The following is a 14220-nucleotide window of genomic DNA, read 5'->3' on the forward strand; positions in this document are numbered from 1 at the left end:
CTTCCTCGTGATGAAAAAGAAGGGTATGCCGAATAAAGTTAAAGAATTCCAGCGTGTTGAATGTGATTCCGGGGGAACGTGACCGATGATTCCGGCAACGTGACCGGCGATTCCGGAAAACGGCCCAAAATCGGTCACGATAAAACGGAATGCGCGGTCACCATCATCCAGAACAGACGGTCACGTTCAAACGGAATGGGCGGTCACGATAGGGCGGAATACGCACTTGGCAGAAGCTCTATGATTTGCAGCTCCAGGCCAAGGATGAACAACGTGAGCGTTTAAATAGTTTGTTAGAAGCGCAAGAGCGAATTGTAGCTGTTCAAGAACGAATAGTAGATGTTCAGGAGCGAATGGAGAAAGGCTCTGAAAAAACAGGTAGAAAGATGTTTTGGCTTGGCATGGCAACACTTTGGGCTGCCTTATTTATGCCTATTCTGATGGGGCTAGATATTTCGTGGGGAGATTATTTTTCTGGGTTTCCTGAGGCTGTAAAAGGAATGGCGAAGGATTTTTGGAGTCTGATAATGAATATCATACCCCGAACATAGAGTAGGCCTGGAGCAAGGTTTGAGTTTCTACTTAATGGCTTTTTTCCGCCCCTTTAGCTTGGGGGATCTTACCCAGGTCAGGTCGTAGTGCATGGGCCCTGGGGCCTGTAAAACTTCTTTTGATATGACAGGCCACCATTCAATCAAGCGCAACGCTGTTTCCCATACGTTCTTCTTTTTCCAGTCGTTACCCAGGTTAATCGTGGTGATCCCGCAATTCTCGAAGGCCAACCTTTCAGGATCACCTTTTTGAAAGCGATCCTTAGAAAGGATAACCCAGGTTTTATCAGACTGCTTGAGCTGTTCTAGCCATACTTCATCCGGCATGCCAGGGCCGCCGTTGACCTCACGGGCATGCAAAACCGTGTGGCTTTCACTGCAGAGTTTGGCTAGGTGGTTAAGTGCGTTGGCAATGCGAGGACTGATATTTTCGTCAATGAAGAAGTGCACCCGATAAAATCCTTTCTTCGAATTTTACGGCACGCTCTACTTCCTCTTGCGTCACATCATACGCACGGGCTGCATCTTCTGCGCTGCCTTCTACCTCGGCTGCTTGGGCTAGTGTGCTGGTGGGCATGTGGCTAGGCAGCACGATGGGCTTGCCGAATGCAAAGCGTGGGTCGATCACGATGCTGGGATCTTCGGGGTCTGGATGCCAGCGCACAGGGTCTCCCTCTGCATCGAATTCGATGCCTGCCCTGAGTGAGGGCACTATCACATCTTCGAATACTTTTTGGCCATCGGTACACAGCTGGGGATTGATGAGTGGGTAATCCCGCTGTAGAAGCTCACTTAATTCATGCAATGCTTCACGGATGACCGTTAAGCTCACATTGTGGCTACGGAATTTAGCCACAGCACGGAGTTCGAGCAGATCTTTAAAGCTGAGGGTGTCTTCTGCGCCTAACGCTTGGGGTTCGGGTTCCCAGAGAGGGCCCTTAGACGACCGTGCAGGCATGAGCCAGCGGCGAATTTTATCCGCTTCTACGCCAATCAGGCGCTCTGCTTGCTTGGGGCTATAAAGCCCTATGTTAGTGAATGCGGTCATGGTTTACCCCCTAGCTTATTGCTAGGTGCTTTCAAAAGCTCAATCAACCTGACCAAGCAAGTGATCAGAATTGAAGTTTTTGGGTGTGATTTACTTTGTAGTACATATCTGTAGTTTGACACTTTAAGTGAACAGCGCAAGCGATACACCACAGAATGTGTCGTATCGCATCATTCTGTGGTGTATTTGACTCCAGTGCTACCTATATGTCACCTAGCGTCAGACACAACAAAAAACGGCCACTTGCTGTGTTAGCTAAGTGACCGTTTTTAATAGTATTCTTGGTCGGAATAGCAGGATTCGAACCTACGACCTCTGCCTCCCGAAGGCAGCGCTCTACCAAGCTGAGCTATATTCCGAAGGTTGTCGAGCTGTGCTCAACAACGGAGGTGGATCATACTTAGCCAGACGTATTTTTTCAAGTCTTCGGCGGTGTGATCTAGCAATTTTTATGCTTGGCGATCAACCGCTAAGCGAGCCAACTGGGCCATGCTGTCGCGGTAGGCGCTGGGCGGCAAGGCTTCCAACTGCTGCAAGGCTTTATCGGCCATCTCTTCGGCACGCTGGCGGGTGTAGTCGAGTGCGCCGGTGGCGTGAATAATTTCTAGCACGGCGTCGAGTTGCTCAAGCCCACCATCGCGAATCACCTGACGAATTAGCTTGGCCTGTTCCGGCGTGCCTTGCTCCATGGCGTGGATCAGCGGCAACGTCGGCTTGCCTTCGGCTAGATCGTCGCCAACGTTTTTGCCCATGGCATCGGCGTCGCCCTGGTAGTCCAGCAGGTCGTCAATCAGTTGGAAGGCTAAGCCTAGATAGCGGCCGTAGTACTGGAGCGCTTTCTCCTGTTCCGGCGTTGCCTCCGCCAATACGGCGCCGCTATGGGAGGCCGCTTCAAACAGCATGGCAGTTTTCCCCAAAATGGTCTCGAAGTAATCATCTTCAGAGATGCTGGGGTTGCCGATATTGGTCAGCTGCAGCACTTCGCCTTCGGCGATGATGCAGGTGGCGCCGGAAAGAATCGCCATGATCCGCATGGAGCCCACATCAACCATCATTTGAAACGAGCGGGCATAAAGGAAGTCACCAACCAATACCGATGGCGCATTGCCCCAGGCATCGTTGGCGGTTTTCTTGCCGCGGCGCATATGCGATTCGTCCACCACGTCATCGTGCAGCAGCGTGGAGGTGTGCATAAACTCGATCAGCGTGGCCAGCGGTATATGCTTGTCGCCGGTGTAGTCGAGCGAGCGGGCGGCCAGTAGTGCCAATAAAGGGCGCAACCGTTTGCCACCGCTTTCGGTAATGTACTGGCCGATGGTTTCAACCAGCGGTACTTTGGAATTGAGCTGCTCGACAATTGTGCGGTTGACGGCGGCGAAGTCATCGGCCACCACGGCGTGCAGCGGTGAAGGCGTTGGGCTGACGGGCTGGGCTGAGGAGACGTTGGCGGTCATGGAATCCGTTCATCGCGGCAGATGGAGGCGGTAAGTGCCGCCCGTATTTGTGGAGTAGATGTGGTCAAGTGTTGGGGTCATGCTATGGGGCTGCCTGTTGGGCGTCAAGATACGAGCGACGGTTACACTTTAGTCGTTAACGGACTTAGCAATTGACAACGGCCTGTGGTCTTGTGGTAAGCAGCGATAGTCGTTATAATCCGCGACCCACTCATCATGCTCCCTGTCAGATGGCTCCAAAAGGGGCGCCACTCGCAGCAGGTCGATAAGAGCGGAAGGCGATGAGCGTTGGTTACGCGGGGCGTAACCGGCATTAACGACAAGTCCGGAGAGCGACATGTACGCAATTATTAAAAGCGGTGGCAAGCAGTACCGTGTTCAAGAAGGTCAAACCCTCAAGCTTGAAAAAATCGAAGTCGCTACCGGCGAAACGATTGAGTTTGATGAAGTGCTAATGGTCGCAGACGGTGATGACTTCAACATTGGTGCGCCGATGATCGGTGGTGCTAAAGTTTCTGCCGAAGTGGTTTCCCACGGCCGTGGCGATAAAGTCACTATCATCAAGTTCCGTCGCCGTAAGCACCACATGAAGCGTCAGGGCCACCGCCAGTGGTTCACTGAAGTCAAAATTACCGGAATTTCTGCGTAAGCAGTCAATTCCCTTAGGAGGATTTTGCAATGGCACATAAAAAGGCAGCCGGCTCCACGCGTAACGGTCGCGATTCCGAGTCCAAACGGTTAGGTGTAAAACTCTTCGGTGGCCAAGCGGCGACTGCAGGTAACATCATCGTGCGTCAGCGCGGCACGCGTTTCCACGCGGGCACTGGCGTAGGCCTGGGTCGTGACCACACTCTGTTCGCTCTGAGCGACGGTTTTGTAAAGTTTGAGACCAAAGGTCCGAAAAACCGCAAGTTTGTTAGCATCGTTTCTGCCTAAACGGTCAGCGTTGCGCTCGTAATTGGCTTAAAAGAGCTGTAAGAAAAAATTACGAGAAAAAAAGGCCCCGCTATGGCGGGGCTTTTTTGTCGGTTAAATCTCTTTTCCAATACGCTTTTCCACTATGACTTTACCGGTCAGTCTTTACCAGTATGCTGGTGGGAATAAACGGTTGGGAAAAAAGCAGTGCATATTAGGGCGGCGGAAGCGGCCGGGAGTATCCAATGCAGTTCGTCGATGAAGCCTCGATTATTGTTGAGGCGGGCAAAGGCGGCAATGGCTGTCTTAGCTTTCGCCGCGAAAAATATGTGCCCAGGGGCGGCCCCGATGGGGGCGATGGCGGTCATGGTGGCAGCGTTTACCTGATTGGTGACGATGCACTTAATACCTTGATCGATTTTAAATTCCAGCGCTTCTATAAAGCCCAGAACGGGCAGGGCGGCATGGGCCGTCAAATGAGTGGCAAGGCCGGTGAAGACCTGCACGTAAAAGTGCCGGTGGGCACTACGGTGATCGATGAAGACACCTTGGAAGTCATCGCTGATGTGACCGAAATCGGTCAAGTGGTCTTGGTGGGCGAAGGTGGACGGCGTGGATTGGGTAATATCCACTTTAAGTCCTCGACCAACCGCGCGCCCCGCCGCACCACAACGGGCACCGATGGCGATCGCCGCAACCTGCGTTTGGAAATGAAAGTGATGGCCGATGTTGGCTTGCTAGGCATGCCCAACGCGGGTAAATCGACGTTGATTCGCTCGGTGTCGGCTGCCAAGCCCAAGGTCGCTAACTACCCGTTCACCACCTTAGTGCCCAACTTGGGCGTGGTAAAACTGGGGATGCACGAGCACTTCGTCATGGCCGACGTACCCGGCTTGATCGAAGGGGCCTCTGAAGGCGCAGGCTTAGGGCTACGTTTTTTGAAGCACCTGACGCGCACGCGGCTGCTGTTTCACGTGGTCGATGTCGCGCCGTTTGACGAGTCTGATCCGGTCGAGGCTGCCAAGGCCATTGTTCACGAGCTGGGGCAATTCTCGCCAGCGCTTTCCGAGCGGCCACGCTGGCTGGTGCTGAACAAGTTTGACCTGCTGCCGGAAGAGGAGCGTGAAGAGCGCGCTCAGAAGATTATCCAGGCGCTCAACTGGGAAGGCCCGGTGTTCCGCATTTCGGCGATCAGCAGCGACGGCACCGATAAGCTGGTTCAGGCAGCCTACCGCTGGTTGACTGAGCAGCGTCGTCTTGAGAATGAAGATGAAGAAGCGCTGGCCCGTGAGCAGGAAATGCGCCGCCGCATGGAAGAAGAGTCGGTTGCGCGTACCGAAGATCGTTTGGGGCGTCGCCGTAAGCGTGACGATGAAGATGATGAAGACTTCGACGACGATGATTACGATGTTGAAGTCGAGTACGCGCCTTAGTGTCAGTGCCTGGTGAAGGTGGGGTGGCATGGAAAGTAACGAGCAAATCCTAGGGCGAGGCGCGCTGAGCCGCGCGCGGCGGGTCGTGGTGAAGATTGGCAGTGCGCTACTCACTAACGATGGCCGTGGCCTGGACGAAGCCGCCATTGGTGGCTGGGTGGATCAAATTGCCGCCCTGCATCAGCAGGGGATAGAGGTAGTGCTGGTCTCTTCTGGCGCGGTGGCGGCGGGCATGGTTCGGCTGGGCTGGCAAGTGCGCCCCAGCGCTGTGCATGAGCTTCAGGCGGCCGCTGCCGTAGGCCAGAATGGTCTGACCCAGTGTTATGAACAACACTTTGCCCGCCACAGCATGCTCACCGCGCAAATCCTGCTTACCCACGACGATCTTTCTAACCGCAAGCGCTACCTGAATGCGCTCTCTGCGCTACGCACGTTAGTAGAGATGCGCGTGGTGCCGGTAATCAATGAAAACGACACCGTCGTAACCGACGAGATCCGCTTCGGCGATAACGATACGCTAGGGGCGCTGGTCGCCAATTTGCTGGAAGCGGATGCACTGCTGCTATTGACCGACCAGGAAGGCCTGTTTGACGCCGACCCGCGCCACAACCCCAACGCCCAGATGATTGCCGAAGGGCGCGCGGACGACCCTCGCCTAGCCGCTATGGCAGGCAGCGGGGGAGCGCTGGGGCGGGGCGGTATGACCACCAAAGTGCGCGCGGCGCAGTTAGCGGCGCGCTCTGGGGCGGTCACGGTGATTGCCAGTGGACGCCAGCCTGATGTTATCAACCGGATTATGGCGGGCGAGTCGTTAGGCACGCTGTTGCGCCCGGATCAAGTGCCCATGGCGGCGCGCAAACGCTGGTTGGCGGGGCAATTGCAGGTGCGCGGCACGCTGGTACTGGATGCCGGTGCGGTGAAAGTACTGCGCGATAAAGGCTCTAGCCTATTAGCGGTCGGCGTGCGCAATGTGCAGGGCAGCTTTAAGCGTGGTGATATGGTGGTGTGTGTGGATGAACAGGGCGCCTCAGTGGCCAAGGGTCTGGTTAACTACGGCGCCGAAGAAGCGCGCCAGTTGGCAGGCCAGCCCAGCCACCAGATTGAAGCGATCCTTGGTTACGTTGAGGCCCACGAGCTGATTCATCGCGATAATCTTGTCGTTATTTAGTCCCGAATGCGTGGCGGTAGAGGTACTTGCCGTGGCCAGTTGTCGGGCACTAAAAACAGCCGCTCATAACGTTGTTCATTATCCTCTCTTTCTGAGTAACGCAGCATCACTTGCTGGGGAGCGCGCCAGGCGTGAACCTGTTCGATAATGGCGGGCAGTACCTCCTTAGCGGGACGAAAGGCGCTATCTAAAGGCGGTGCTAGCCAGTGCGGTTTTTCCAGCCAGACCATTCTCGGCATGGTGGGAAAGCGGGCTGCCATCTCAGGCCAATCGCGTAAGTAACACCACGTTCCTCTGCGGTGATCGGCTGTCGCGCCTTCGGGCGCTGGCATTGCCGCGTGCCAGGGATAATACAGCACGCCCGGCATTGCCAATCGCCGGGTTAGCTGCCCGCCTAACTCCCTACTTGAAACCCCAATGTCCCGTGGCGTAAGCCAGTGAGCGAGTGTTTCCAACGCGGGTGCTGTGGTGGAAAGCGGCAATTGATGGCGGCGCAAATGACCACACTTAAGCGCTAGGCTGTCTAACCCGCCGGGGCCAATCCAGCGGCTTTGGCTGGTGGCCGCGCCTGGCCCCTCGGGCAGCCCCAGGTAGAACTTGATCGCCACTTCCAAATGCACCGGTGCCGGGTTAGCACGCGTTCGGAAGAGCATGTCCAGCTCGCCGAGCGTATTGCGCTTTCGGCTGATACGCACGTTGCGGGCCAGCAGCCGCGTATTCGGTGCGTGGTCTAACAGCGTGTGCCATAGGCTTTCGTGATAATGCCCCATGCGCATCGCCCGGCTGCCGTTCAATGCGCTCAACGGCGGTCGGCCAAGCTGGCGTAGCCAGGGAAGCAGTGCGCGCTCAAGCCCCAGCTCTTTCATAGTGGGGCGCCCTGCGCAGGGAATGGGCGGCGGCAGCTCCACAATGTCCGGTGTGGCGATTAGCCAAGCTATATCGCGTAGTACGGGGTCACTTAGCCCTGAATAAAAGTGTCCGGAATCTAACCGCACCGTTGTGCCGGTTTTCTCATCATCCAACGCGCCATCACCACCTTCATTCAGCACGAATTTCTCCTCAACACATTGATTAGCTCAGCGCTATGGTTTGGCCGCCAGCTGCTACGCTGTAAACACGTTATAACGTTAATCTCTTGAAATCCTACCCTGGCCAAGGAAAGGAGCGTATTGCATGGGTAATGCTAAGACGAAAAAGGCTAAGTCGAAAAATCAAACGGCCAAAACGACGAATAGCCAAGTGCCCCAAAAGCAAGCTGAAAAAACGGCTCCCCGAACACTAACACCAGAAATAGGCGCGGCGCTGTTTGAGGATGCCCGTTCACGCTTGGAAGATGTGTTCAACGCGCTCGATATTCATGCGGATGCTCAGGCGCGCCTTATGCAGCCCAGTCTTTCGCTGCAGGTGAGTATTCCCGTGCGGATGGACGATGGCAGCTTAAAAGCTTTTCCCGCCTGGCGAGTCCACTATGACACCAGTTTAGGGCCCGCCAAAGGCGGTGTGCGTTTTCATCCCGATGTTAACCAGCATGAAGTCACTACGCTAAGTTTCTGGATGGCGGTTAAATGCGCGGTGGTTGGCTTACCTTATGGCGGCGGTAAAGGGGGCATCCAGGTGGATGCCAAGGCGCTCTCTTCACTGGAGCGAGAGCGGCTGGCGCGCGGCTACATCCGCGCCATTGCCGATATCATGGGGCCCGATCGGGATATTCCGGCGCCTGATGTGAACACCGATGCGACGGTCATGGGGTGGATGATTGATGAGTATGAGCAAATCGTGCGGGCTAAAGTGCCCGCGGCCATTACCGGAAAGCCATTACCGCTAGGCGGTTCGCCAGGGCGAGTGGCCGCCACGGGGCGAGGCGCGCTAAAAGTGCTCGATTTGTGGGCCGAGCGTGAAAAGCGACAACCGGAAGAGACCACTGTGGCGGTGCAGGGGTTTGGTAACGCGGCTTACCACTTTGCGCGTTTAGCCAGTGAACGTGGCTATCGTATCGTCGCGGTATCCGATACCAGTGGTGCTTGCTACCATGCGGATGGGCTCGATATTGAAGCCGTTAAACAGGCTAAGTCGAATAGCGGCAAGGTGACCGACAGCCCAGCAGGGAAAGCGATGAGGGGGGATGAGCTGCTGGCGTTGGATGTGAATGTATTAGCGCTGGCGGCGCTTGAAAATCAAATTCACTGCGACAATGTGAACGAGGTGAAAGCAGGCGCTATCTTAGAGATCGCCAATGGCCCGCTGACCAGCGATGCCGACCACTCCCTTGCCAAGCGTAATGTGCCAGTGCTGCCGGATGTGCTCGCCAATACAGGCGGCGTGATCGTCAGTTATTTTGAGTGGCTGCAAAACCGGGCGGGAGAAAAATGGAGCGAAACCCAAGTGAATGAACGCTTGGACGCACTGCTAAGAGAAGAGGCTGGCAAGGTGTTAACGCGCGCAGGTGCGGAGGACATCACCTACCGACAAGCTGCCTATCGCCAGGGAATCGAGCGCATTGCGGCCGCTATTATGGCGCGGGGCAACTGTCAGGACTGTCGCTGATTAAAGGCGCTTAAAGCGCAGCGGGCTCCCCATAGGAAGCCCGCAAAGCGATTAGCTAAGACTGTTAATCGCGGTCAATTTGGGTAACGTCAGAAGAGCCCTGGCGCACACTGATTTCCAGTTCACGGCCATTTTCACCGCGGCCTTCGATATCGATGATGCCGCTCTTGTCGATATCAAGGTCTTCAAACTCAACCATACCTTCCTGGCGAGCAACGTCTAAGGCCTGGCGGATATCGTCTTCGCTCATGCCCCAGGCACCGGTAATCAGGCGCTCGCGTTTCTCTTCTAGCGTATCACCGTTATCAAGGGAGAAATCCACATCCGCGTACCACTCTTCGTCCAGCCAGCCTTCTACTTCTACGCGGCCGCGACCTTTAACGCTAATTTCTTCGTAGTGGCTGAACCCGTAATCATTGGAATGGGTCAATACGTCATCGATGAGATCCATCGGCAGCGAATCGGCCTGGGCACTGCCCGCCGCCGCTGCAAGTAGCAGGGCAGAGGTTGGGATCAGCAGCATTTTTTTCATGGTATTCATAGCAAATTCCTTCTTTACGTATTTAAACGTGAATGAGTGACTGACACTCAGCGAATGCGACAGTGAATTTATACCATCGCTATACTTTCCTTAAGCTGACAAAACTGTTCATCTAGCGTTCATGTTGTCTTTGGCATGCTGGCACTATGAGTAAACTCCTACGTCACTTTATCAAGCCGCTACGCAGCGTACAGCGAAGCGCTCGGCACAATGTCACTGGCTTGGCCCTGGTGCTATTGCTGGCGGGTAGTGCGGTGGGTGACCAGCCATGGGAATCGCTGCATGGCGAAGTAGGCCGCGGAGAGGTTGTTCCCCTCGACACCATCTTAGATTGGCTGGAAGCTCACTACATAGGCGACGTGCTGGAGGTGGAAGTGGAGCGTGAAGGAGGGTACGTGGAGTACGAAATCAAATTGCTCGGCCCGCAGGGCCAAGTCGTCGAATTTGAATTCGATGGCCATAATGGCCAACTGATGTCTATCGAGGGCGTGCGTATTAATGATATGCGTCGCTAGTGCCGTTACGACACGCCTAGTTGCCATCGCGTTATTTGTATTCCCAAGTCGTTATCGAAAAGGGTAGTTAGCCAATGAAGTGTTTGCTGGTAGAGGACGATCAAGCGCTAGCGCGTGAGTTGGGCCAAGCGTTGCGTGATGGTGACTGGCTGGTAGAGCATGCGGCGACCGGTCAGGATGCTGATTTTTTAGTACGTACTGAAGCCTACGACACACTGATTTTAGATGTAGGGCTACCCGATGGAGACGGCACGCGCTGGCTAGCGGCGTGGCGGGAAGACGGCATTGATCTGCCTGTGCTGATTCTAACTGCTCGTGAGCGGTGGGCGGATAAAGCCGCGGGGTTTACCGCTGGCGCGGATGACTATGTCACTAAGCCGTTCGAGCCAGCGGAAGTGCTGTTTCGCTTGCGCGCCCTCGTGCGCCGCAGCCACGGACACGCCCACCCAGTACTCAAAGTGGGCGAACTGAGTTTAGACACCCACACCCAGCACGTGACGTTGGTAGGGCGCCCGGTCGGCTTAACCGCACAGGAGACGCGCCTGCTGGGCTATTTAATGCATGCCGCACCGCGAGTGGTGAGCCGTACCGAGCTTTCAGAGCATGTTTACGACCGTGACCATGAACCTGATTCTAACGTGATTGACGTTCAGGTCAGCCGCCTGCGCCGTAAGTTGGGCAGTTGGCGAATTGCCACCCAGCGGGGCCAAGGGTATCGGCTGTTAGCAGAAGAGCCCGGCAGCGAATGAGTCAAGCCAAAACGGCTTGGCGGGGTCGTTGGGCGCGGCGTTCCATCAGCCTGAGGCTATTGCTGGCCGTGTTAGTGATGGTGGGGCTGGCCCTGCCTATCGCTGGCACGCTACTTTCTCACCATTACCATACCTCGGCCACTCAGGCCTTTGATGATCGTCTTGGCGCGACGCTTAATGTCATCATGGCGGGCGTGACTTATGACCGTTTAGCGCAGCAGCTTGTCCATGACCGGGCGCTGGGCGACCCGCGTTTTGAGAATGTCTACTCCGGCTGGTACTGGCAAATCACCGATGGCGGGCAACATACCCTGGCCTCTCGCTCACTATGGGATCAACGCCTGCCAGTGGTGGAGAATGAAAATCTCAGTGCGCGCTCATTAATCGGCCCGCGGGGGCAATCGCTGCGCGTGGTGGAGCGCGATATCTACCTGGCCCCGTTAGAGGAACCGCTGCATATCAGCGTGGCCGCCCGAGACGATGTGCTCGCCAACGATATCCGTGAATTCCAACATCTGCTGTGGGGCGGGTTGATCGGCTTGGGCGTGTTGCTACTCGGCGTGTTAGCACTGCAAGTACGCTGGGGGTTAGCGCCGCTACGCCGCATGCACGCCAATCTTCATGACGTGGAGCAGGGGCGCAGCGAACAGTTGGACACCCGCTTACCGGAAGAGTTGGCGACACTGGCGGCCTCAATGAACGCGGTGTTGGCACGCGATCAGCGCTTGATCGAGCGCGGACGCCATACCGCGGGCAATCTTGCCCATGCGTTGAAAACACCGCTGAGTGTGATGCGCCTGCAACTTCGTCAGCTTCCAGAAGCGAACCGTGCCGCCTGGGCGGTAGAGTTGGAGCGTTTGGATAGCGCGGTACGTCATCACTTGGCTCGAGCGTCCGCGGCGGGTGAAGGGGTGCGCTTTGCACCTGTTGATCTACACCCTACGCTAACGCCGCTGCTGAATGGACTCTCCAGGCTCGCCCAGCGGCGCGGTATTGTGCTGCGCCAAAGCTGGGGCCAGAAAACCAGAGTGCAAATGGATGAGCAAGATATCCAAGAGCTGGTGGGTAACTTGATGGATAATGCGCTGCGCTGGGCGCATAGCGAGGTGCAGCTTAACGTGAAAGTTGACGGTCAGCGGTTGATTTTAACCGTTAGCGATAACGGCCCTGGCATGTCGGAAGCAGAGTGCCAACAGGCGATTCAGCGTGGTCAACGGTTAGATGAGCACCGCTCGGGCAGTGGTCTGGGGCTGGCCATTGTGACCGATCTTGTCGCCCTTTATAGCGGCCAAATGCATCTTACTCGCGCCAGCACCGGCGGGTTAGAGGTAGTCGTCGAGCTGCCTGTGGTGGCGCATGGATAACGGAGACTTCATTGGATGAATGGCACTGATACGCTGCCCGATATATTAGTCGGCCCCTTATTAAGACGCATCAGCACGACTCGGCTGGTACTTTGGATGGTCGCCACTCGGCGATTAAATATGACGCTAATACTGCGGCCTGGGCAGAGTGATGCTGCGTCGATTGGTTTGGCGCATCACCAGCAGTGCATTCCGATCGGCCAGCGTGCCTTTATCTATCTAATTGATATTGAGCTGGAGTCACCGCTGCCCTGCGATGAGCGCATTGAGTATGACCTGCAGGTGGAAACCCAGCAGGGCGAGTGGCGCTCATTGCCCGAGTGGGCGCCATGGCTATGTTATGACGGCGCTGCCTATCCCGCCTTTATGATTGCCTCACGGCATCACCGCCTAATGCATGGTTCCTGCCGCAAACCCCATCACGACAGTGCCGATGGCCTGGTGCGCGCCGATAACTGGCTCGCCGAGCAGCAAGGCGCCCCGGCCGAGTGGCCCGCTTGGCTGCTGATGACCGGTGATCAAATTTATGCTGATGATGTGGCCGGCCCTATGCTACGCGCCGTGCATGCGCTCATAGCGCGGCTAGGGTTGGTGGATGAGTGGCTGGAAGGCGCCACGGTGGACGATAGCCAAGCCCTCTATGACTCGCCCGACAGTTACTATCAGCGCGCTGAGTTGCTGCCGGATGTGACCAAAAATGTGGCGCTACGCAAGCGCTTTTTCAGCGGCGTCAAGAAGCCGGTCTTTACGTCGGCGAATGCGCAGAACCATTTGATGACACTGGCTGAAATGCTCGCCATGTACTGCCTGGTATGGTCCCCGGTGCCCTGGCGAGTGATTACGTTCGACGCGCCTGCTTTAGATCAAAAAAATGCCGAGCTCTATCGTCAAGAGTACGCGGTGATAGACAGCTTCGTGGCTGGTTTGCCGCAGTGTGCGCGGCTGATGGCGCACTTACCCAGCCTGATGATCTTTGATGATCACGATGTGACCGATGACTGGAACCTTTCCGCTGACTGGGAGCTCGCCGCTTACGGCCATCCGTTCTCGAAGCGCATTATCGGTAACGCCCTGGTGGCCTATTTGCTCTGTCAGGCCTGGGGGAACGATCCTGATAAGCTCAATCCATTAACCCATCACGCCTCGACGCTGCTGGGTGATGGTAGCCAGCCGCTGGTATGCGCTGAGCAAGATGGCTTCATTGAGCGGCTACTGCGTTTTCAGGGCTGGGAGTTTCAGGTGCCGGGCACGCCTACCTTAATCGTGCTGGATACCCGAACCCGCCGTTGGCGCAGCGAGCGCAATCTTAGTCACCCTTCTGGGTTGATGGATTGGGAAGCGCTGATGGAGATGCAGCAAGCGCTAATGGGGGCCAAAAGCGCGGTGATCATCTCGCCCGCCCCGATGTTTGGCGTCAAATTGATTGAGAGTATTCAAAGAATCTTTACCGCGGTGGGTAAGCCATTAGTGGTTGATGCTGAGAACTGGATGGCCCATCGCGGGGCGGCCAATACGCTGCTGCAAATATGGCAACACTCCAAAACCCCCGGCAACTACGTGATCTTGTCGGGCGATGTGCACTACTCGTTTGTCTACGACATTGTGGTACGCCATCAGCGGCGCTCTCCCCACCTATGGCAAATCACGTCGAGTGGGATTAAAAACACCTTTCCGACCACTCTGCTCAATACCTTTGATCGGTTGAACCGCTGGTTATATGCGCCGTTGTCGCCACTCAACTGGTTTACCAAGCGTCGCAAACTGAGCGTTCACCCCCGAGACCCCGACCGCGCCAGCGCGGGCGAGCGGCTCTGGAACGCCAGCGGCATTGGCTTGGTAACGCTGGACGAAAAAGGGCACCCGATTGATATTCGCCAGTTGGATGCTGATGGCTGCGATGTGGTCTTTCCGCCGCCCGAAAAGCCCCTTCAATAAATG

Annotated in this window: 15 protein-coding genes and 1 tRNA gene; 10 read left to right on the forward strand and 6 right to left on the reverse strand. The window is 56.0% G+C overall.

Features of this window, described 5'->3' with window-relative positions; all coding sequences use genetic code 11:
* The first annotated feature begins 245 nt into the window (after positions 1 to 245).
* Positions 246 to 551, forward strand: a complete 306-nt coding sequence (locus V8L71_RS18655; protein WP_336275104.1) for a hypothetical protein — start codon at positions 246 to 248, stop codon at positions 549 to 551.
* Positions 552 to 578: 27 nt separating this feature from the next.
* Here the strand turns inward: V8L71_RS18655 and V8L71_RS18660 are convergent, their stop codons facing one another.
* From V8L71_RS18660 to ispB, 4 genes are all read right to left on the reverse strand, one after another.
* Positions 579 to 1001, reverse strand: a complete 423-nt coding sequence (locus tag V8L71_RS18660; protein ID WP_336275105.1) for a PIN-like domain-containing protein — start codon at positions 999 to 1001, stop codon at positions 579 to 581.
* Entirely contained in the window at positions 985 to 1599 is a 615-nt protein-coding gene (locus tag V8L71_RS18665; RefSeq protein ID WP_336275106.1) for a hypothetical protein, read from the reverse strand. The genes V8L71_RS18660 and V8L71_RS18665 overlap by 17 nt, the downstream gene beginning before the upstream one ends.
* A gap of 282 nt (positions 1600 to 1881) precedes the next feature.
* A tRNA-Pro gene (locus V8L71_RS18670) sits at positions 1882 to 1958 on the reverse strand.
* Positions 1959 to 2048: 90 nt separating this feature from the next.
* Positions 2049 to 3053, reverse strand: coding sequence for an octaprenyl diphosphate synthase (gene ispB, locus V8L71_RS18675; RefSeq protein ID WP_336275107.1), 1005 nt, complete (start codon positions 3051 to 3053; stop codon positions 2049 to 2051).
* Positions 3054 to 3390: 337 nt separating this feature from the next.
* Here ispB and rplU point away from each other — a divergent pair, with 337 nt between their 5' ends.
* The 4 genes from rplU to proB all read left to right on the forward strand — a co-directional run bounded on the left by rplU (position 3391) and on the right by proB (position 6569).
* Positions 3391 to 3702, forward strand: a complete 312-nt coding sequence (gene rplU / locus V8L71_RS18680; RefSeq protein WP_176304985.1) for a 50S ribosomal protein L21 — start codon at positions 3391 to 3393, stop codon at positions 3700 to 3702.
* Positions 3703 to 3731: 29 nt separating this feature from the next.
* A complete protein-coding gene (rpmA, locus tag V8L71_RS18685) occupies positions 3732 to 3989 on the forward strand; it encodes a 50S ribosomal protein L27 (RefSeq protein WP_008957069.1) in 258 nt (85 codons plus the stop codon).
* Between the two features lie 224 nt (positions 3990 to 4213).
* A complete protein-coding gene (cgtA, locus tag V8L71_RS18690) occupies positions 4214 to 5401 on the forward strand; it encodes an Obg family GTPase CgtA (RefSeq protein WP_008957070.1) in 1188 nt (395 codons plus the stop codon).
* Positions 5402 to 5429: 28 nt separating this feature from the next.
* Positions 5430 to 6569 carry a glutamate 5-kinase gene (gene proB / locus V8L71_RS18695; RefSeq protein ID WP_336275108.1) on the forward strand — a complete coding sequence of 380 codons (1140 nt, stop codon included), beginning with the start codon at positions 5430 to 5432 and terminating at the stop codon, positions 6567 to 6569.
* On the opposite strand, the gene V8L71_RS18700 is transcribed toward proB, so the two are convergent.
* Positions 6566 to 7618, reverse strand: a complete 1053-nt coding sequence (locus V8L71_RS18700; RefSeq protein WP_336275109.1) for a DUF1853 family protein — start codon at positions 7616 to 7618, stop codon at positions 6566 to 6568. The two genes, proB and V8L71_RS18700, sit on opposite strands and share 4 nt — an antisense overlap.
* Positions 7619 to 7742: 124 nt before the next feature.
* Between V8L71_RS18700 and V8L71_RS18705 the strand changes: the two genes are divergently transcribed.
* Entirely contained in the window at positions 7743 to 9113 is a 1371-nt protein-coding gene (locus V8L71_RS18705; protein WP_336275110.1) for a Glu/Leu/Phe/Val family dehydrogenase, read from the forward strand.
* 64 nt (positions 9114 to 9177) lie between these two features.
* Here V8L71_RS18705 and V8L71_RS18710 read toward each other — a convergent pair whose 3' ends face one another.
* Positions 9178 to 9654 carry a PepSY domain-containing protein gene (locus V8L71_RS18710; protein WP_336275111.1) on the reverse strand — a complete coding sequence of 159 codons (477 nt, stop codon included), beginning with the start codon at positions 9652 to 9654 and terminating at the stop codon, positions 9178 to 9180.
* Positions 9655 to 9800: 146 nt separating this feature from the next.
* On the opposite strand from V8L71_RS18710, the gene V8L71_RS18715 reads away from it, so the two are divergent.
* From V8L71_RS18715 to V8L71_RS18730, 4 genes are all read left to right on the forward strand, one after another.
* Complete coding sequence (locus V8L71_RS18715) at positions 9801 to 10169, forward strand: PepSY domain-containing protein (RefSeq protein ID WP_336275112.1); 369 nt, start codon at positions 9801 to 9803, stop codon at positions 10167 to 10169.
* 74 nt (positions 10170 to 10243) lie between these two features.
* Entirely contained in the window at positions 10244 to 10918 is a 675-nt protein-coding gene (locus tag V8L71_RS18720; RefSeq protein WP_336275113.1) for a response regulator transcription factor, read from the forward strand.
* A complete protein-coding gene (locus V8L71_RS18725) occupies positions 10915 to 12282 on the forward strand; it encodes a sensor histidine kinase (protein ID WP_336275114.1) in 1368 nt (455 codons plus the stop codon). The genes V8L71_RS18720 and V8L71_RS18725 overlap by 4 nt, the downstream gene beginning before the upstream one ends.
* Before the next feature lie 15 nt (positions 12283 to 12297).
* On the forward strand, positions 12298 to 14217 hold the full coding sequence (locus V8L71_RS18730) for an alkaline phosphatase D family protein (RefSeq protein ID WP_336275115.1): 1920 nt from the start codon (positions 12298 to 12300) through the stop codon (positions 14215 to 14217).
* Positions 14218 to 14220: the final 3 nt, after the last annotated feature.

This window comes from Vreelandella indica, from assembly GCF_037070225.1.
GTDB lineage: Bacteria > Pseudomonadota > Gammaproteobacteria > Pseudomonadales > Halomonadaceae > Vreelandella > Vreelandella arctica.

Coding starts and splice junctions, on each gene's coding strand:
- V8L71_RS18710 (WP_336275111.1), bottom strand. CDS start 9,654: ATGAATACCATGAAAAAAATGCTGCTGATCCCAACCTCTGCCCTGCTA.
- proB (WP_336275108.1), top strand. CDS start 5,430: ATGGAAAGTAACGAGCAAATCCTAGGGCGAGGCGCGCTGAGCCGCGCG.
- V8L71_RS18730 (WP_336275115.1), top strand. CDS start 12,298: ATGAATGGCACTGATACGCTGCCCGATATATTAGTCGGCCCCTTATTA.
- V8L71_RS18725 (WP_336275114.1), top strand. CDS start 10,915: ATGAGTCAAGCCAAAACGGCTTGGCGGGGTCGTTGGGCGCGGCGTTCC.
- cgtA (WP_008957070.1), top strand. CDS start 4,214: ATGCAGTTCGTCGATGAAGCCTCGATTATTGTTGAGGCGGGCAAAGGC.
- rpmA (WP_008957069.1), top strand. CDS start 3,732: ATGGCACATAAAAAGGCAGCCGGCTCCACGCGTAACGGTCGCGATTCC.
- V8L71_RS18715 (WP_336275112.1), top strand. CDS start 9,801: ATGAGTAAACTCCTACGTCACTTTATCAAGCCGCTACGCAGCGTACAG.
- rplU (WP_176304985.1), top strand. CDS start 3,391: ATGTACGCAATTATTAAAAGCGGTGGCAAGCAGTACCGTGTTCAAGAA.
- ispB (WP_336275107.1), bottom strand. CDS start 3,053: ATGACCGCCAACGTCTCCTCAGCCCAGCCCGTCAGCCCAACGCCTTCA.
- V8L71_RS18665 (WP_336275106.1), bottom strand. CDS start 1,599: ATGACCGCATTCACTAACATAGGGCTTTATAGCCCCAAGCAAGCAGAG.
- V8L71_RS18705 (WP_336275110.1), top strand. CDS start 7,743: ATGGGTAATGCTAAGACGAAAAAGGCTAAGTCGAAAAATCAAACGGCC.
- V8L71_RS18720 (WP_336275113.1), top strand. CDS start 10,244: ATGAAGTGTTTGCTGGTAGAGGACGATCAAGCGCTAGCGCGTGAGTTG.